Origin of the sequence: Mangrovihabitans endophyticus, assembly GCF_014646155.1 — a bacterium.
Lineage (GTDB): Bacteria > Actinomycetota > Actinomycetes > Mycobacteriales > Micromonosporaceae > Actinoplanes > Actinoplanes endophyticus.
The window spans coordinates 1-16,931 of sequence record NZ_BMMX01000056.1 but is presented as its reverse complement, the minus strand read 5'-3'; the positions used below and the strand labels follow the sequence as shown (position 1 = coordinate 16,931).

Here is a 16,931-nt window from a genome sequence, read left to right as displayed (position 1 = left end):
ACACGGCAGCCCCCCGGACACGGCGGCGCCGGGCACGCGGTCGCGGGCCCGGCGTCGTCAGGTTCGCCGGTGCGCAGCGGCGGCGGGGCCGCTCAGCGCTGCCCGATGGGCACGAACGGCCGCTCCGCGGCGCCGGTGTAGAGCTGCCGCGGCCGGCCGATCTTGGTGGCCGGGTCGGTCGTCATCTCGCGCCACTGCGCGATCCAGCCGGGCAGCCGGCCGAGGGCGAACAGGACCGTGAACATCTTGGTCGGGAAGCCCATGGCCTTGTAGATCAGACCGGTGTAGAAGTCGACGTTCGGGTAGAGCTTGCGGGAGACGAAGTAGTCGTCGGACAGCGCGATCTCCTCCAGCCGGAAGGCGATCTCCAGCAGCGGATCGGGCTTGTCCATCGTGGACAACATCTCCTGCGCGGCCTTCTTCACGATGGCGGCCCGCGGGTCGTAGTTCTTGTAGACCCGGTGGCCGAAGCCCATCAGCTTGACGCCCTTCTCCTTGTTCTTCACCCGGGTCACGAAGGAGTCGACGTCACCGCCCTCGCGCTTGATCTGCTCAAGCATGTCGAGCACCGCCGCGTTGGCGCCGCCGTGCAGCGGGCCGGACAGCGCGTCCACGCCGGCCGCGATGGAGGCGAACAGGTTGGCCTGCGCGGAGCCGACCAGCCGCACCGTCGACGTGGAGCAGTTCTGCTCGTGGTCGGCGTGCAGCACGAACAGCATGTCCAGGATCTTGGCGATCCGCGGGTCCACGTCGTACTGCTCGGTGGGCAGGCCGAACGTCATGCGCAGGAAGTTGTCCACGTACGGCTGGGAGTTGTCCGGGTACGGCAGCGGGTGGCCGACCCCCTTCTTGTACGCGTACGCCGCGATCGTCGGCAGTTTCGCCAGCAGGCGGATCGACGAGATCTCCACCTGGTCCTCGTCGGCCGGGTCCAGCGCGTCCTGATAGAAGGTGGACAGCGCGGTGACCGCCGAGGACAGCACCGACATCGGGTGGGCGTCGCGCGGGAACGCGGAGAAGAACGTGCGCATCTCCTCCTGCAGCAACGTGTGCACCCGGATCTTGTCGGCGAACTCGGCGAGCTGCGCCGGGGTCGGCAGCGCGTCGTGGATCAGCAGATAGGAGACCTCGAGGAAGGACGCGTTCTCGGCGAGCTGCTCGATCGGGTAGCCGCGGTAACGCAGAATCCCTGCCTCGCCGTCGATGTAGGTGATCGCCGACGTGCAGGAGGCGGTGTTGACGAAGCCGGTGTCCAGGGTGACGAAACCGGTCTCCTTGAGCAGGGAGCTGACGTCGATGCCCCCGGCGCCCTCGACCGCCTCACGCACCGGCATCGACAACTGGCCACCGGGGTGGTCGAGCTTGACATCCGTCATGTATTTCCCTCACTTCACCGGCAGATGTCCCCATGAACCTGAACTTCACCGTAAACCCTCAACCTGAATGAGGCATCAGCCGCCCTGGCCCTGAGGGATTGATCACCCGGCGCAATCGCGGTCTCACCACCCCTGTCGTCCGCGCCCGCGGCATAGATAATGGTTGCGGAGGTGGGAGTCGATGCGGACCCCGGGCAGCACCCCTGTCGTCGTCGGACTGAGCGGCACCGCGGCGGGAGTCGCCGCGGTGCGGCTGGGGGCCCGGGAGGCGGTCGCCCGCGGACGCAGTCTCAAGGTGGTGCACGCGTTCGCCTGGGCCGGGCCGGACACCCATGGCGGGCATCGGGACTGGGCCTCCGCCCGCCGCGCCGCCACACAGCTCACCCGCACCGCGCTCACCACGGCCCGGCGCACCTCCCCCGGCGTGCGGGTGGTCACCGAGCTGCTCGATGGTTCGCCGACCCGTGTCCTGGTGCAGCAGAGCCGCGCGGCCGACCTGGTGGTGCTGGGCGACGGCGCGCCGCCGGCCGCCGGTGGCATGCCGGCGCACGATTCCACGCTGATGCAGGTGGTCTCCCGGGCGTGGTGCCCGGCGCTGGTGGCGCGCGGTCCGCGGCCACCGTCCGGGCGGGTGGTCGCGGCGGTGGACGGTTCCGCCGCGGCGCTGGAGGCGTTGCGGCACGCCGGTGACGAGGCCCGGCGGCGCCGGCTCGGGGTGGACGTGGTGCACGTGATAGCGGAACCGGCACCGGAGGCGCAGGCGCGCGGACGGGAGGTGCTCGCCGCGGCGGTGGCGGCGGTGCCCGGCCTGCCGTCGGTGCGCACCCGGCTGCTGACCGGCGACCCGGCGCGGGTGCTGGAACGCGCCTCCCGCCATGCCCGCCTGCTGGTCATCGGGCCCCGCGGGGCCGACGGTGCGACCCTGCTCGGCCCGGTGGCGACGCACCTGTTGCGCCGGTGCGCCTGCCCGACTCTGTTCGTCCACGGGTCGACGGCGCAGTGGCGGTGCGCGGCGGGCACCGCGCACGCCGCGGGCACGGCGGCGGACTGAGCGGACGCCCGCCGCGCTGCCGCCGCCGGTCACAGCCCCGCGGTCGCGCCCTCTGCGCTGTCCCGCCCTCTGCGCTGTCCCGCCCTCTGCGCTGTCCCGCCCTCTGCGTGGTTGCGCCTCTGCGCGGTTCGATTGCTTGCTACGTTGATCGCCGTGATCTAGGGCCTGCCGGGGGGCGATGACGGTGCAGCTGCGGTGGTGGCGGACGTTCGCCGTCGCGGGCACGGGCGCGGCGGCGGTCTACACCGCTGATCTGTCGCCGGTGGTCAGTGTGCTCGCGTTCGCGGCGGTCGGCGCCGGGACCGTCTGGGCGTGTTTCACCGGGCCGCCGCGGCACGGCGCGCAACCGCGCATCGCCTGGATCCTGGTGGGTTCCGCCGCGCTGCTGTTCCTGGCCGGTGTGGTGATCCGCCCGTGGGTGACCGCGCGGCCGCTGCCGTGGCCGATGCTGGCCGACGCGGTGATCCTTCCCGGCTACCTGCTGCTCGGCTCGTTCTTCGCGCTGCTGCTGCGGGCGCGGCGCAGCGTCCAGCGCCACGCCGTGCTGGACGGGTTCATCGTCTGCCTGGCCGCCGGCTTGGCCGCCGCGCTGGTGCTCGCTCTGCCGGCCGCGGCGATACCCGGCCGCCCGCCGCTGCAGTCCGCGCTGGCCGGGGTCTACCCGTTGCTCGACGTGGTGCTGCTGTTGCTGGTGATCAACCTGACGTTCACCGCGAGCCGGTGGACCACCAGCCTGGTCGCGCTGCTGACCGCCACCGGCTTGATGGTGACCGGCGACCTCGCGTACGCGATCATCGGCCTGGACGGACGCGCCTACGCCTCGCCGCTGCTGGACACGCCGTTCCTGCTGAGTTTCTGCGCGCTGGGTGTGGCAGCGCTGCACCCGTCGGTGGCCGACCTGAGCCGCGCCGACCGCCGCCCGGTCCAGGCGTGGTCGTGGCCCCGGATGTCGTTGCTGGTCCCCGCGGTGGTCACCCCGTTCGCGTTGCTGGCCACGGTCGGCTCCCGGTCGCCGGGCCACCGCCTGGCGATCGCAATCGTGGGCGCCGTGATGATGATCCTGTTGCTGGTCCGCGCGGCCTCCGCGGTGCAGGGGCAGGTGGCCGCGCAGTTGCGCTCGGAACATCAGGCGGCGCACGACCCGTTGACCGGGCTGCCCAACCGTGGCGCCGTCGCGGCGCGGATCGAGCGGATGCTCGACGACCTGCCGGCCGGCGGCCCGGAACGCGTCTGGGTCTACCTGCTGGACCTGGACGGCTTCAAATGGGTGAACGAGTCGTGGGGGCACGACTGCGGCGACCAACTGGTCATCGAGGTCGCCGAGCGGCTGCGGGCGGCGTTGCCGGACGCCACCATGGTGGCGCGGGCCGGCGGCGACGAGTTCCTGCTCGCCCACGTCGGCGACCAGGCCGGCGCGCTGCGGCTGGTGGACGTGGTGCGGGGCTGTTTCGTCCGGGCGCACACGGTGGGCGGCACCGACGTGGTGATCAGCGCGTCGGTCGGCATCGCGCACGCCGGCTCGCAGGAGGATTCGGCGGTCACCGCGGAGGCCCTGATGCGGGACGCGGACACCGCCATGTACCGGGCGAAGGCCGAGGGTCCGGGCCGCTCCGCCGTCTTCGACACCTCGATGTACGACCGGGTGCGCGAGCGGATCGAACTGGAGGCCGCGCTGCGTGCCGCGCTGGCGCAGAACCAGTTGCACGTGGCCTACCAGCCGATCGTGCGGCTGGACACCGGACGTCCGCTGGGTGCCGAGGCGCTGGTCCGCTGGCACCACCCGGACCGCGGGGCGGTCTCGCCCGCGGTGTTCATCCCGCTCGCCGAGGAGGCCGGCCTGATCGGCGCGATCGGCGACTGGGTGCGCGAGGAGGCGGTGCGGCAACTGGCCCGGTGGCGCGCCGAGGGTGTGGTGGCGGACGACTTCTCCATGTCGGTCAACGTGTCGCCGCGCCAGCTCAACGACCCGGATCTGCCGATGATCGTGTCGGCGGAGCTGACGCGCCATGGGGTGCCGGCGCGCGCCCTGGCGCTGGAGATGACCGAGTCGGTGATGGTGGACGGCTCCAGCGTGACCACCCGGGTGCTGTTCGAGCTGCGCGAACTGGGGGTGCGCCTGCTGGTGGACGACTTCGGCACGGGCTTCTCGGCGCTGGGATACCTGCGCCGGTTCCCGGTGACCGGGGTGAAGATCGACCGCTCGTTCGTGTCCGGGCTGGGCCAGAGCATCGAGGACGAGGAGATCGTGCGGGCGGTGGTGGCGATGAGCCACGCCCTGGGCCTGAGCATCGTCGCGGAAGGCGTGGAGACCCGCCGCCAGCGGGACGCGCTGGCGGCCACCGGCGTCACCCAGGGCCAGGGGTGGTTGTGGGGCGCGGCGGTGCCCGCACCGGAGTTCCGTGAGCGCTGGCACGCCGGCCGGCCCGCGGCCCGCGGCGGCGGGCGGCAGCTCAGCGCCGGACCGGCGGCGCCCCGTGGTGGTGGCGGTCAGCTCGCCGCGGGGAACTCGTAGCCCCAGAACGACTGGCTGTCCAGCCGGGACGCCACGCACCCGCCGGCGATGCCGGTGAGGATGCCCTCCACCGCGCGCGGCAGGTCACGCTCGGCCTCATTCCACTGGCAGATGTCCAGCACCACCCGGCCGCGCACCGCCCCGACGCGTTCCCACATCCGCCGTTGCAGCGCCACGAACACGCCCTTGCCGCGCGGGCCGTGCTGGGCTCCGATGAAGACGCAGTAGAAGATCCGCCCGTCGGCGTACTCCTGCGGCCAGCGGTGGGCGAAGAACGGCGGCGAGATCAGCGGCACCGCCTCCAGGTCCGAGGTCATCGCGGCCAAGCCGATGATGCGGTCCCGGTCCCGCGCCGGCGGGACCGCCGCGGCCTCGTCGTCCCCGGCGCCGTCACGCGCGACGTACTTGAGGATCCGTTCGTCGGCCATCAACTCGTCGAACTCCCGGCGCAGCAGCAGGTGCCGCGCCGCGGCCCGGACCGCCAGGCCGGAGAAGGCGTCGTGGTAGAAACGCCAGGACTCGTCGAGCAACGACTCCGGCAGCGCCGGCAGCACATCAACGCGCATCGCATCTCCTCGCCGATCTCCATCGACGGTAACCGATCCTCGGCGCGATCCGCTCCCGGTGGCGCCGACGACCGCACTCCGGTGGCGCAGATGACCCGGACGGGATCTGGCGCGCCCGCCGCCGGTCCGGCATCATTCGCTCGACGGTTTTCCTTCGAACACCGAGGGCACCCGCCGATCACCCAGGAGGACCGGCGAGGTGCGGGAGGCATGGGAAATGACGGCGCTGCTGGGCAACGAATGCAACGTCTGGCTCGTGGCGGCGCTGCTGGCGCTCACCGCCGGGCTCGCCGGCGCGCTGATGGCCGCGGTGCGTGCCTCCGCGCTGACCGGCCGTCGCGCTCGCTGAGCCGCTGTTGCCTCCGTCGCCCATGCCCGACGCGGCGGTGCACGGCTGACCGGATCCCGTCGTCGTCGACCTCGACGGCGTGCCGGTGGCCACCGGGACGTTGCAGCCGCCCGGCAGCCCCGGTCGGCGATGTGGTGTTCTGCGCCGCGCGGCGGCGGGCCTCGTGGCATGCCGCCGCACCGATCGTGCAGTCTTGGCGGATGCGCTTCGCGACCTGGAACGTCAACTCGGTCAAGGCCCGCCTGCCCCGCCTGCTGGGCTGGCTGGAGTCCGCCCAGCCGGACGTGGTGTGCCTGCAGGAGACCAAGGTCGCCGCGGACGCCTTCCCGGCGGAACAGGTGGAGGCGCTCGGCTACCGGGTGGCCGCGCACGGCCAGGGCCGGTGGAACGGGGTCGCGTTGCTGTCCCGCGTCGGGCTGACGCAGGTGCGCCGCGGATTCCCCGGCGAGCCGGGCTTCCCCGGCCCGGAGGCCCGGGCGATCGGCGCCACCTGCGGCGGCGTCCGCTTTCTGTCCGTGTACGTGCCCAACGGCCGGACGCCGGATGATCCGCATTATGCGTACAAGCTGTCCTGGCTGGCCGCGTTGCGCACCGCGCTGGCCGACGACGTGCCGCGCGGCGCGCTGGTGGTGGCCGGCGACTTCAACGTGGCGCCCACCGATGACGATGTGTGGGACCCGGCGGTGTTCGCCGGCGCGACCCATGTCACACCCCCGGAGCGCGATGCCCTGACCGCGCTGCGTGATCTGGGCCTGCGCGACGTCGTGGGCCGCCCGCTCAAGGGTGACCGGCCCTTCACCTACTGGGATTACCGGGCCGGTATGTTCCACCAGAACAAGGGCATGCGGATCGACCTGGTGCTGGCCACGCCCGACGTGGCCGACGCGGTGGACGACGCGGTGGTCGACCGGGAGGCCCGCAAGGGCAGCGGGCCCTCCGATCACGCCCCGATCGTGGTGGACGCGTCCGGCCTGGGTACGCCATCCGCGGGCTCGTGAGACGCGACGCGGGCAGTCTGAGCACGTAGGCTGGGACGAATCGGCCGGCACACGGTCGTGGGACCACGCAGGAGGGGGGAACCGATGAGCTCGTACACACCGCCCGATTCGGGCGCGCTGCTGGCCGGGGCCGCGGCCACCACCGCGCCGGTCCCGGCCGACCCGGCGCCGGCGCTGCTGCGCACGGCGCTGGACGCGACCGCCGAGTCGGTCGTGCTGTGCGCCGACGACGGGCACACCATCGTCTGGATCAACACCGCGGCGGCGGTGCTGGCGCCGGGCCTGCGCCCGGGGCAGTCCACCACCACCGCGCCGCTGGGCGCTCTGGCGAGGGCAGCCGCCGCCGGCGAGGAGGCGTTCCAGGACCGGCACGAGGGCCGGCACCTGCGGGGTCGCCGCCGCCAGTTGGACGAGCGGCACTACGCCTGGTACCTGCACGACTGCACGGACGAGGTGGAGCGGGCCGCCGCGCTGGAGGCGGAGCGCGCCCGCACGTCGTTCCTGGCCGAGGCCGGCCGCCGGCTGTCCGCCTCGCTGCATCAGGGCCGGTGCCTGCGCACCACCGTCGAACTGGCCGCGGCGCACCTGGCCGACGCGGCCATGGTGGTGCTGCCCGCCGACCGCCGGCACTGCACGTGGACGCGCCGGGTGCGCGGCGGCCCGGTGGAGGAGGGGTCGCTGCGCGAGACCGTGGTGAGCGAGGTTCCCGGCCTGGCCGAGGCGCTCGGCGGGTTCCCGCCCATCCCCACCCGCTGGCTGGACGCCGCCCAGGCGCCGCCGTGGCTGCTGCCGGAGGACTTCGGCCCGATCGGGGCGCTGCTGGTGACCCCGCTGCCCGGCAACGCCGAGCCGGCCGGGGCGCTGATCCTGGCCCGGCGGGGAGCGGACGCGCGGTTCACCACCGAGGACGAGTCGCTCGCCCGGATCTTCGCCGCCCGCGCCGGGGCGGCCCTGTCCGCCGCGGCGCTGTACCGCGACCAGGTGGACACCACCGCGATCCTGCAGGCCGATCTGCTGCCGCCGGAGCTGCCCCAGCCCGACGGGATCGAGCTGGCCGGCTCCTACCAGGCCGCCCGTGAGGCGCTGCGCATCGGCGGCGACTTCTACGACGTGTTCGGCCCCACCGAGCGCAGCTCCGACACGCTTGTCGCGCTGGGCGATGTCTGCGGCAAGGGCCCGGACGCGGCGGTGCTGACCGGCAAGGTGCGCCAGACGTTGCGCGCCCTGCGGCTGGTCGGCACCCCGCCGGTGGACATGCTGCACGTGCTCAACCAGGCGCTGACCGAGTCCGCCCGGCAGCATCGCTTCGTCACCATGGTGGTCGGCTCGCTGTCGCGGGCAGACCACGGCCGCGTCCGGTTGACCTTGGCCACCGGCGGTCACCCACCGCCGCTGGTGCTGCGCGCCGACGGCACGGTCGAGGAGGTGCCGACGTCGGGCACGCTGATCGGCGCCGTCGCCCGGATCGCCGTGCGCCCGGCCGACGTGGAGCTGGGTCCCGGCGAGCTGTGCCTGCTCTACAGCGACGGGCTGACCGAGGCCCGCGGCGGCCCGGCGGGCAGCGAGCAGTACGGCGAGCAGCGCCTCCGCGAGGCCCTCGCGAGCTGCCGCGGCATGCCCGGCGTGGCGGCCGTGGAACGGGTCCGCCAGCTCGTCTCCGACTGGGTGCACAACGGCAGCCGGGACGACATCGCGCTGCTGGCGATCCGGGCGCCGGACCGCACCCCGCTGAGCCTGCGCGGCGGCGGCGCGCCCAGCTCGCCGTTCGCCATCGACGCGCGCCGCCCGGAGCGCCGGTCGAGGACGCGCTCGTGACCGTCCCGGCCACCACCGCGGCGTCGCTCGACGACCCCGCCCTGCGCGAGCGTTTCCTGGGCATGGTCGGCGACGGCGACGAGTACGCCGCGGTGGAGCTGACCACCTCGCTGCTGGACGCCGGCGTGCCGGCGCAGCAGATCCTGCTCGACCTGATCGCGCCCACCCAGGCCCGGGTCGGTGAGCTGTGGGCGGCCAACGAGTGGTCGGTGGCCCGCGAGCACGCGGCCACCGCCATCAGCGAACGTGCGGTGGCGGCGGTGGCCGGGCGCACCATGGTCCGCCCGCACCGCGGCCGGGTGACCGTCGCCTGCGTGGACGGAGAATGGCATGCCCTTCCGGTGCGCATCCTGGCGGAGATCCTGCGCCTGGACGGCTGGCGGGTGGACTTCCTCGGCGCCAGCGTGCCCGGCCCGCACCTGGTGACCCATCTGCACCAGACCGGCCCGGACGCGGTCGCGGTGAGCTGCATGCTGCCCACCCGGCTGCCGCGGGCCCATGCGGCGATCACCGCCTGCCGGTCCGCGGGAGTGCCGGTGATCGCCGGCGGCCGGGGGTTCGGCCCGGACGGCCGGTACGCGCAGCGCCTGGGCGCCGACGCGTGGGCGGGCGGCGCGCGGGAGGCGGCCGGGCGGCTGGCCGGTGACTGGCCGCCGCCGATGGACGACCCGTACCGAACGCCGTTCCTGGGCGACGAGGAATACACCTATGTGGTGCGGCAGCGGCCGGTGCTGATCGACACGGCGCTGCGCCGGCTGGCCGGGGCCTACCCCGCGACGGGCGGTTACGACCAGCGCCAGCAGGAAGCGACCGCCGAGGACATCGCGCACATTCTGGACTTCCTGGCGGCGGCGTTGTACGTGGGCGAGGAGACCATCTTCACCGAGTTCACCGGCTGGACGGCGGGGGTGCTGGCCGCGCGGGGCGTGCCGGCGGCGGCGCTGCTGGCAGGCTTGCGCCTGATCCGGGACCAGTTGCGGGACTATCCGGCGGCGACCAGGATGCTGGACGCGGCCACCGCGTCGCTGCGCGACGCCTGATCGGCCCCCTGTCGCTGCGCGACGCCTGACCGGCCCCACCTCGGGGCGCTGCCGCGTGCTCAGAGCAGGCCGGCCGTCTCGGCGAGCAGGCACACCGCCACCAGGCGCATCAGGTGCCAGTCGGCCGTCAGCCAGTCCACGCCGCTGGTCGGGGCCAGGCCCGGCTCCGGCAGGCGGCGGCCCATGCGCACGCCGGCGGCGGCCACCGAACGCGCGTACGCGGCCAGGCCGTCCAGGTCGGCGGACCGGCCGGCGGCGACCAGCGCGTTCCGGACCGCCGCGGCATGCTGATCGATCTGGGCCAGCAGCCCGGCGTCGCGGTGTGCCGCGACGAGGCCGTCAACGCCCACGCGGGCCATCATCTCGTCCAGCAGCGCCCGCGCCGGCACGTCGGCGGAGGCGGTGGACGCCGGGGCGAGAACGCGGTGGTTGTCGGTCATGTCCGCAACGCTAAGCCCCGGACGGCCGCGGCGACAGGGTGGTAACCGAACGGCACCCGGACGCACCGGGAGCGCAACCGGCCACCGCGGATTCGGCCCGGCGCGGCCTAGCCGGGGAGCTGGTCCATGGCCCGGTAGATGCGTTTGCCGGACACCGGGTAGGCGGTGCCCAGCGACTGCGCGAACAGCCCGACCCGCAGCTCCTCGATCATCCACCGGATCTCGGTGAGCCCGTCGCCGGCCGGCCCGCCCGGTCCCAGCTCGGCGCGTACCTCCCGGAACTCCTGCTCGATCTGCTGCACCTGGGCCATGAGCTGCCGGTCGCGGGCCACGTTGCCGGACAGCCGGTCCAGCCGGTAGCGCACCGCCCGCAGGTAGCGCGGCAGGTGGTGCAGCACCCGCCAGCCGGTCTCGGTGACGAATCCGGGATGCACCAGGCCCTGCATCTGGGCCCGGATGTCGGCCAGCGCGGGCAGCAGCGCCGGGTCACGCACGCCGGACAGCCGCTGGCCCACCTCGTACGCGTCGGACAGCACCGCACGCACCTGGGCCACCACCGACGACACCGCGTCGACCAGGTCGGCGCGGACCGCGTCGCGCAGGCCGGTGAACTCCTCGCCGGACCAGACCGGACCGCCCGCGTCGGCCACCAGCTTGTCCACCGCGGCGCCGGCGCAGTCATCCAGCAGGTCCGCCACCGAGCGGTACGGGTTTCCGCGGCTGATCTCCAGTTTGGCCCGGTTGTCCAGGCGCCCCTGCAGGTAGCGGGCGGCCGGCGGCAGGGTGAGCAGGAGCAGCCGCCGGGTGCCCGCCCGCATCGCCGCGCGCTGCTCGGCCTCGGTTTCATAGATCCGCACGGCGACGCTGTCGCCCTCGTCGGCCAGGGCCGGGAAGACGGTCACGCGGTAGCCGCCGCGCACCTGGTCGACGCGGCGGGGGACGGCACCGAAGTCGCCGGTGGTGATGCCGCGGCGTTCCAGGTCCCCGGCCGCGGCGGTGATGGTCTGCTGCACCGCGGGTGCCAGGGTGCGGCGTAGTTCCTCCAGGTCGCGGCCCTCGCCGCGGATGTCGCCGTGCTCGTCCACCACCCGGAAGTTCATCCGCAGATGGTCGGGCAGCCGGGCAGGTTGCCACGCGTCGCGGGGCAGCACCACGCCGGTGAGCCGGCGCAGCGCGTCCGCCGCCGCGTCGGTCAGCGCGCCGCGCCGGGCGCTCACCCGGGCCAGCACGGCGTCCGCCCAGTCCGGCACCGGCACGAAGTTGGTGCGCAGCGCCTTGGGCAGTCCGCGGATCAGCGCGATGAGCACCTCGCGGCGCAGGCCCGGCACCGACCACACGAAGTCGTCCGGGTCGAGCTGGTTCAGCAGCGCCAGCGGCACTCGCACGGTCACCCCGTCGGCGGGCGCGCCGGGCTGGAACGCGTACGTCAGCGGCAGCCGCACCCCGCCGGCCAGCCACGCGTCCGGGTACGCGAGCGGGTCGACCCCGTCGCGTCCGGCGTTGACCAGCATCTCCCGGGTGAAGGTGAGCAGCCCGGGGTCGTCGCGGCGGGTCTTCTTCCACCACGCGTCGAAGTGCCGGGCGGACACCACGTCGGCCGGGATCCGGGCGTCGTAGAGCTCGTACAGCGTCTCGTCGTCGACGGCGATGTCCCGCCGGCGCGCCCGGTTCTCGATCTCGGTGATGCGTGCCAGCAGCGCCGCGTTGTCGGCCAGGAACCGGTGGTGGGTGTCCCAGTCGCCCTCCACCAGCGCGTGCCGGATGAACAGTTCCCGGGACACCACCGGGTCGATGCGGCCGTAGCCGACCGTGCGGCGGGGCACGATCGGCAGGCCGTACAGGGTGACCTTCTCGTCGGCCAGCACCGCGCCCCGTTTGCGGTCCCACCGCGGTTCGCTGTAGCTGCGCCGGACCAGGTGCGGTGCGAGTTTCTCGGCCCATTCCGGTTCGATCCGCGCGTTCACCCGGGCCCACAGCCGGGACGTCTCGACCAGCTCCGCGGACATCACCCATCGGGGCTGTTTGCGGGCCAGCGCCGAGCCGGGGAAGATGGCGAACTTCGCGCCGCGGGCGCCCAGGTATTCGCGTTTGTCGGCGTCTTTCATGCCGATGTGGCTGAGCAGCCCGGCCAGCAGCGCGGTGTGCACGTGGCGGCCGTCGGCGACCTCGTCGCGTTCGGGCGCCACCGGCAGGTCCAGGCCGCGGGCCACCTGGCGTAGCTGGGCGTGCAGGTCCTGCCATTCGCGCACCCGCAGGTAGTTGAGGAAGTCCTGGCGGCACAGCTTGCGGAACTGGTTGCCGGACAGGTCGCGCTGTTGTTCGCGCAGGAACCGCCAGAGGTTGAGGTAGCCGAAGAAGTCCGATTCCTTGTCGGTGAACCGGGCGTGTTTCTCGTCCGCCTGCTGCGCCCGGTCCGCGGGGCGTTCCCGCGGGTCCTGGAGGGACAGCGCCGCCGCGATCACCATCACCTCGGCCACGCAGTCCTGCCGTTCCGCCTCCAGCACCATGCGCCCCAGGCGCGGGTCGACGGGCAACTGGGCGAGGCGCCGGCCCACCGGGGTGAGGCGGCGCCGCGCGCCGGGCTCCAGCGCGCCCAGCTCTTCGAGCAGTTTCACGCCGTCGGTCACCGCGCGCGCGTCCGGCGGGTCGATGAACGGGAACGTCGTCAGGTCGCCGAGCCCCAGGTTGGTCATCGCCAGGATGACCGAGGCCAGGTTGGTGCGCAGGATCTCCGGTTCGGTGAACGCCGGGCGGGCCGCGAAGTCTTCCTGAGGGTAAAGCCGGATGCAGATGCCGTCCGAGGTGCGCCCGCACCGGCCGGTGCGCTGGTTCGCGCTGGCCTGCGACACCGGTTCGATGGGCAGCCGCTGCACCTTGAGCCGGTTGCTGTAGCGGGAGATCCGCGCGGTGCCGGGGTCGATCACGTACCGGATGCCGGGCACTGTCAGCGACGTCTCGGCGACGTTGGTGGCCAGCACCACGCGGCGGCCGGTGTGCCGCTGGAACACCTTGTGCTGTTCGGCGGCGCTGAGCCGGCCGTACAGCGGGACGATCTCGGTGTTGCGCAGGTCGCGGCGGGCCAGGAAGTCGGCGGTGTCCCGGATCTCCCGTTCCCCGGAGAGGAAGACCAGGATGTCGCCGTTGCTGTCGCGGCCCAGCTCGTCGACCGCGTCGGCGATGCCCTCGACCTGGTCGAGCGGCTCCTGGCGGCCGTCCTCGGTCTCGGTGGTCAACGGCCGGTAGCGGACCTCCACCGGGTAGGTGCGCCCGGACACCTCGATCACCGGCGCCGGGCCGTGCGGGCCGGCGAAGTGCTCGGCGAAGCGCCGGGTCTCGATGGTCGCCGAGGTGATGATCAGTTTCAGGTCCGGCCGGCGTGGCAGCAGGTCCTTGAGGTAGCCGAGCAGGAAGTCGATGTTGAGGCTGCGCTCGTGCGCCTCGTCGATGATCAGCGTGTCGTAGCGGCGCAGCATCCGGTCGCTCTGGATCTCGGCGAGCAGGATGCCGTCGGTCATCACCTTGATCATGGTGTCGTCGCTCACCTGGTCGGTGAACCGCACCCGGTATCCGGCGGTGGAGCCCAGCGGGGTGCCCAGTTCCTCGGCGATCCGCTCGGCCACGGTGCGCGCCGCGATCCGCCGCGGCTGGGTGTGGCCGATCTGTCCGCGCACGCCGCGGCCCAGCTCCAGGCAGATCTTGGGTATCTGGGTGGTCTTGCCGGAGCCGGTCTCACCGGCCACCACCACGACCTGGTGGTCGCGGATCGCGGCCAGGATGTCGTCCTTGCGCTGCGCAACCGGCAGCTCCGCCGGGTACGTGACCGGGGGCACCCCGGCGCGCCGGGACTCCACCCGGCGGCGGGCGTCGGCGACTTCGCCGGCGATCTCGGCGAGCGCGGCGGCGCGGGCGTCCGCGTCGCGGATCTTGCGGGTGCCCTCCAGGCGGCGGCCGAGGCGGTGCTCGTCGCGGGGCAGCAGGCAGGTGAGGGAGCGGCGGAGTTCGGTGAGGTCCGGGGCCGGCGGGGAAATCGACATGGCGCTGCCAGGATAGGCCGTCGCCGAGCCGGGCCGCCCGCCGATTACCCGCGGGCGCCCCGCCGGCTCCCTGGGCGGGGCCGGCGGGGCGTGCGGGTCACGCGCGGCGGGTCACTTCCAGGTGTCGTACTTGTACAGGTTGTACTTCGACATCAGGCCGGTCACCTTGGTGTAGTAGTTCGGGTCGGTGGCGTACCCGGCCTTCCAGACGTTCCAGATGAACTTGTTGGCGTCCCGGGTGTAGGAGAACGCCGGCTTGTAGCGGCTGTTGCTGCGCAGGAAGTAGCCGTGGTCGGAGAACGAGCGGGCCATGGACGGGTACGACCGGAATGTGGCGGAGGTGCTGTAGCAGCTCCCGGCCTTGGTGCACTCGGTGGTGCGGTAGGTCTTGCAGCCGGTGGCGTACTTGCCGTAGTAGCCGTTGAAGCACTTGATGCCGAAGAAGTTGTAGTCCTTGGAGGCCAGGCTGCTCTTGCCCCAGCCGGACTCGAGGATCGCCTGGGCGATGGTCACCGACGGCGGCACGCCGTGCTGGCGCCATCCGAGCTGGGCGCCGGGCACGGCGGCGGCGATGAACTCCGACGGCGTCATCGACGAGGTGGGCTTGCTGCTGGCCGGGCACAGCGACAGGCGTCCGCTCTTCAAGTACGCGTACGACATGTAGTAGCCGTTGCTCAGCTTGGCCCAGGCGTTGGTGGCGCGGACGGTGCCCGACACCTGGTCGCCGACGACGCCGCAGACCAGGTTGACCCGGGTGCCGTTGGCGAACGAGCCGATCAGCGCGTCGCTCAGCGACGGCCCGCTGCGCACGTTGACCCGCCCGTCGGTGCTGCGCACCACCGCCGGGGTGAAGATGCTCGACGTGGTCTTGGTCTGTTGGTCCTGGACCGGTCCGGCGGAGCAGCGCCGCAGCCCGGAGCCCGCGGTGACGTACGCGTGGGAGATGTACCGGCCGGAGCCGAGTCGGTCCCACAGGTTCGTGGTGCGCACCGAGCCGCGCACCGTGGAGCCGGACACCACACACTGGATGGCGACCTTCTGGCCCTTGCGGACGGTGCCCACGCTCCGGGCGGACAGTGACGGGCCGGAGCGGACCATCAGGTAGTCGTTGACCTGGACGGTGCCGCTCACGCCGGCCGCCAGGGCGGGCGCGGGCGCGGCGAGCAGGCCGGCGCCGATGGCGGCCGCCAGCAGCGGGCCGGCGAGCATCCGGCGGGTGATGTGCAGCATGGGGAGCGTCCCTTCGTGGTCGGCGTCTCCACGAAGGTCGTCGCGGGCCGTTGCGCTCCCAGGGAGCGCGCGGGTGCAGTCGCGTTGCCGCCCCCGCGGGTGACGTCCGCCGGGTTGCGGGGTCCGCCGCGGCGGGGATGCTTCAACTCGGCCCCCGCTGGGCACTGAGGAATCCACTCACCGGACACTTGACACTCACAGGTCACTTCCGCCGCACCGCACCCGATGGAGGATTCGTCCCGATGACGGCCCTGGCCGAACGCCCCACCGTCGCTACGCCGCCGCACGTGCGCGGCGCCCGCCACGTGATCACCCCGGTCCTGGTCATGCTGGCCGCCGCGGCCGGCGTCGCCGGCATCTACCGTGTCTTCGTCGGCACGTCGCTCGGCCAGACCGTGGACACCATCGCGCTGCGCGGCGCGGATGTCAGCCATCCGAAGATCACCGAGGTGCTCAGCCGTACGTTGAACGGCACCACCCTGGTCAGCCTGGTGCTGGTGTGCCTGGCCGCGGCCGGGATCGGGGTGGTCCGCAAGCGGGTCGACCTGGCGATCGGGGCGGCGATGCTGGTGATCGGCGCGAACCTGACCAGCCAGGTGCTCAAGACCCGGCTGCCCCGGCCGGACCTGGACGGTTTCCCGGCGCCCAACTCGTTCCCCAGCGGCCACACCACGGCCGCCGCGTCCGTGGCGTTCGCGCTGGTGCTGGTGCTGCCGCACGCGATACGCGGCACCGTGGCGCTGGCCGGCGCCGCGTACGTGACGGTGATCGCGGTGGCGACCGTGTGGGCCGAGTGGCACCGCCCGAGCGACACGGTGGCCGCCCTGCTGGTGGCCCTGTCCTGGGGCGCGCTGGCCTCGGCGGTGCTGCGGCTGCGCCCGCTGGTCATCCCGCCGCGGGCGAGCCGGCTCGCGACCCTGCCGTTCGTCCTGGTGGCGGCGGTGGCGGGCACCGCGGGCGCGGCGGGCCTGGCGGCGGTGACGTCGTCGCAGCGGTGGGCGCCGGACCTGCTGTCGGGCCGGTTCACGTTCCTGACCGCGGCGGCGTGCATCCTGGCGGCGGTGGCGGCGGTGTTCCTGGTGTGGACGCGGCTGGCGGCGGGCGACACCATCACCGGCACGACGTCGGATCCGGACACCGAGCCGGACGACACCCTGGCCGACTGACCCGCCGCAGGACCCGCGCACGGACCGCAGGCACCTCAGGCCCCGCAAGCACCACGCACGCCACCAGGGGTGCCGGCTCCCGCAACGAGAGCCGGCACCCCTGGCGAGCTGCCTTTACCGCACCACTGAACCCTTTTTCAACGTGGCGAGGCAGGTTTCAACGTGGCGAGGCAGGCAGGTGCCGCCGCTGGCCGACGGCGGGTAACCGACGGGCTCGATGCCAGGTTGAAACTCGATGCCAGGTTGAAAAAGGTTCGCTGTCACAGGGCGTCGGTGGTCAACTGGCTCCGCAGCTTGCCCAGCGCCTTGGTCAGCAACCGCGACACATGCATCTGCGAAATCCCCACCTGCTCG

Annotated in this window: 13 protein-coding genes; 7 read left to right on the top strand and 6 right to left on the bottom strand. The window is 73.2% G+C overall.

What is annotated here, in order from left to right; all coding sequences use genetic code 11:
• Nucleotides 1-92: 92 nt before the first annotated feature.
• Complete coding sequence (locus IEY73_RS29935; RefSeq protein WP_189082702.1) at nt 93-1,376, bottom strand: citrate synthase; 1,284 nt, start codon at nt 1,374-1,376, stop codon at nt 93-95.
• A gap of 181 nt (nt 1,377-1,557) precedes the next feature.
• Here IEY73_RS29935 and IEY73_RS29930 point away from each other — a divergent pair, with 181 nt between their 5' ends.
• Nucleotides 1,558-2,427: a universal stress protein gene (locus IEY73_RS29930; protein WP_189082701.1), complete on the top strand. Its 870-nt coding sequence runs from the start codon at nt 1,558-1,560 to the stop codon at nt 2,425-2,427.
• A gap of 178 nt (nt 2,428-2,605) precedes the next feature.
• Nucleotides 2,606-4,939, top strand: coding sequence for a putative bifunctional diguanylate cyclase/phosphodiesterase (locus IEY73_RS29925; protein ID WP_189082700.1), 2,334 nt, complete (start codon nt 2,606-2,608; stop codon nt 4,937-4,939).
• Here the strand turns inward: IEY73_RS29925 and IEY73_RS29920 are convergent.
• A complete protein-coding gene (locus IEY73_RS29920; protein WP_189082699.1) occupies nt 4,915-5,505 on the bottom strand; it encodes a hypothetical protein in 591 nt (196 codons plus the stop codon). The genes IEY73_RS29925 and IEY73_RS29920 overlap by 25 nt on opposite strands.
• 217 nt (nt 5,506-5,722) lie before the next feature.
• On the opposite strand from IEY73_RS29920, the gene IEY73_RS34185 reads away from it, so the two are divergent.
• From IEY73_RS34185 to IEY73_RS29905, 4 genes are all read left to right on the top strand, one after another.
• Nucleotides 5,723-5,854: a hypothetical protein gene (locus IEY73_RS34185; RefSeq protein ID WP_268240500.1), complete on the top strand. Its 132-nt coding sequence runs from the start codon at nt 5,723-5,725 to the stop codon at nt 5,852-5,854.
• Between the two features lie 200 nt (nt 5,855-6,054).
• Nucleotides 6,055-6,852, top strand: a complete 798-nt coding sequence (locus IEY73_RS29915; RefSeq protein ID WP_189082698.1) for an exodeoxyribonuclease III — start codon at nt 6,055-6,057, stop codon at nt 6,850-6,852.
• A gap of 84 nt (nt 6,853-6,936) precedes the next feature.
• Entirely contained in the window at nt 6,937-8,667 is a 1,731-nt protein-coding gene (locus IEY73_RS29910; RefSeq protein ID WP_189082697.1) for a PP2C family protein-serine/threonine phosphatase, read from the top strand.
• Complete coding sequence (locus tag IEY73_RS29905) at nt 8,664-9,707, top strand: cobalamin B12-binding domain-containing protein (RefSeq protein ID WP_189082696.1); 1,044 nt, start codon at nt 8,664-8,666, stop codon at nt 9,705-9,707. The genes IEY73_RS29910 and IEY73_RS29905 overlap by 4 nt, the downstream gene beginning before the upstream one ends.
• A gap of 59 nt (nt 9,708-9,766) precedes the next feature.
• Here IEY73_RS29905 and IEY73_RS29900 read toward each other — a convergent pair whose 3' ends face one another.
• The 3 genes from IEY73_RS29900 to gsmA form a co-directional block, all read right to left on the bottom strand.
• Entirely contained in the window at nt 9,767-10,147 is a 381-nt protein-coding gene (locus IEY73_RS29900) for a DUF6401 family natural product biosynthesis protein (protein ID WP_189082695.1), read from the bottom strand.
• A 107-nt stretch (nt 10,148-10,254) separates the two neighbouring features.
• Complete coding sequence (hrpA, locus tag IEY73_RS29895; protein ID WP_189082694.1) at nt 10,255-14,181, bottom strand: ATP-dependent RNA helicase HrpA; 3,927 nt, start codon at nt 14,179-14,181, stop codon at nt 10,255-10,257.
• Nucleotides 14,182-14,292: 111 nt separating this feature from the next.
• Nucleotides 14,293-15,411, bottom strand: coding sequence for a sporangiospore maturation cell wall hydrolase GsmA (gsmA, locus tag IEY73_RS29890; protein ID WP_189082693.1), 1,119 nt, complete (start codon nt 15,409-15,411; stop codon nt 14,293-14,295).
• A 242-nt stretch (nt 15,412-15,653) separates the two neighbouring features.
• On the opposite strand from gsmA, the gene IEY73_RS29885 reads away from it, so the two are divergent.
• Nucleotides 15,654-16,577, top strand: a complete 924-nt coding sequence (locus IEY73_RS29885; RefSeq protein WP_189082692.1) for a phosphatase PAP2 family protein — start codon at nt 15,654-15,656, stop codon at nt 16,575-16,577.
• Between the two features lie 260 nt (nt 16,578-16,837).
• Here the strand turns inward: IEY73_RS29885 and IEY73_RS29880 are convergent.
• The coding region (locus IEY73_RS29880; RefSeq protein WP_268240502.1) for a sigma factor-like helix-turn-helix DNA-binding protein at nt 16,838-16,931 on the bottom strand (94 nt) is incomplete at its 5' end.

Bases quoted from the DNA above. Each gene is read 5' to 3' on its own strand.
- IEY73_RS29935 (WP_189082702.1), bottom strand. From the start codon at position 1,376: ATGACGGATGTCAAGCTCGACCACCCCGGTGGCCAGTTGTCGATGCCG.
- IEY73_RS29930 (WP_189082701.1), top strand. From the start codon at position 1,558: ATGCGGACCCCGGGCAGCACCCCTGTCGTCGTCGGACTGAGCGGCACC.
- IEY73_RS29925 (WP_189082700.1), top strand. From the start codon at position 2,606: ATGACGGTGCAGCTGCGGTGGTGGCGGACGTTCGCCGTCGCGGGCACG.
- IEY73_RS29920 (WP_189082699.1), bottom strand. From the start codon at position 5,505: ATGCGCGTTGATGTGCTGCCGGCGCTGCCGGAGTCGTTGCTCGACGAG.
- IEY73_RS34185 (WP_268240500.1), top strand. From the start codon at position 5,723: ATGACGGCGCTGCTGGGCAACGAATGCAACGTCTGGCTCGTGGCGGCG.
- IEY73_RS29915 (WP_189082698.1), top strand. From the start codon at position 6,055: ATGCGCTTCGCGACCTGGAACGTCAACTCGGTCAAGGCCCGCCTGCCC.
- IEY73_RS29910 (WP_189082697.1), top strand. From the start codon at position 6,937: ATGAGCTCGTACACACCGCCCGATTCGGGCGCGCTGCTGGCCGGGGCC.
- IEY73_RS29900 (WP_189082695.1), bottom strand. From the start codon at position 10,147: ATGACCGACAACCACCGCGTTCTCGCCCCGGCGTCCACCGCCTCCGCC.
- hrpA (WP_189082694.1), bottom strand. From the start codon at position 14,181: ATGTCGATTTCCCCGCCGGCCCCGGACCTCACCGAACTCCGCCGCTCC.
- gsmA (WP_189082693.1), bottom strand. From the start codon at position 15,411: ATGCTGCACATCACCCGCCGGATGCTCGCCGGCCCGCTGCTGGCGGCC.
- IEY73_RS29885 (WP_189082692.1), top strand. From the start codon at position 15,654: ATGACGGCCCTGGCCGAACGCCCCACCGTCGCTACGCCGCCGCACGTG.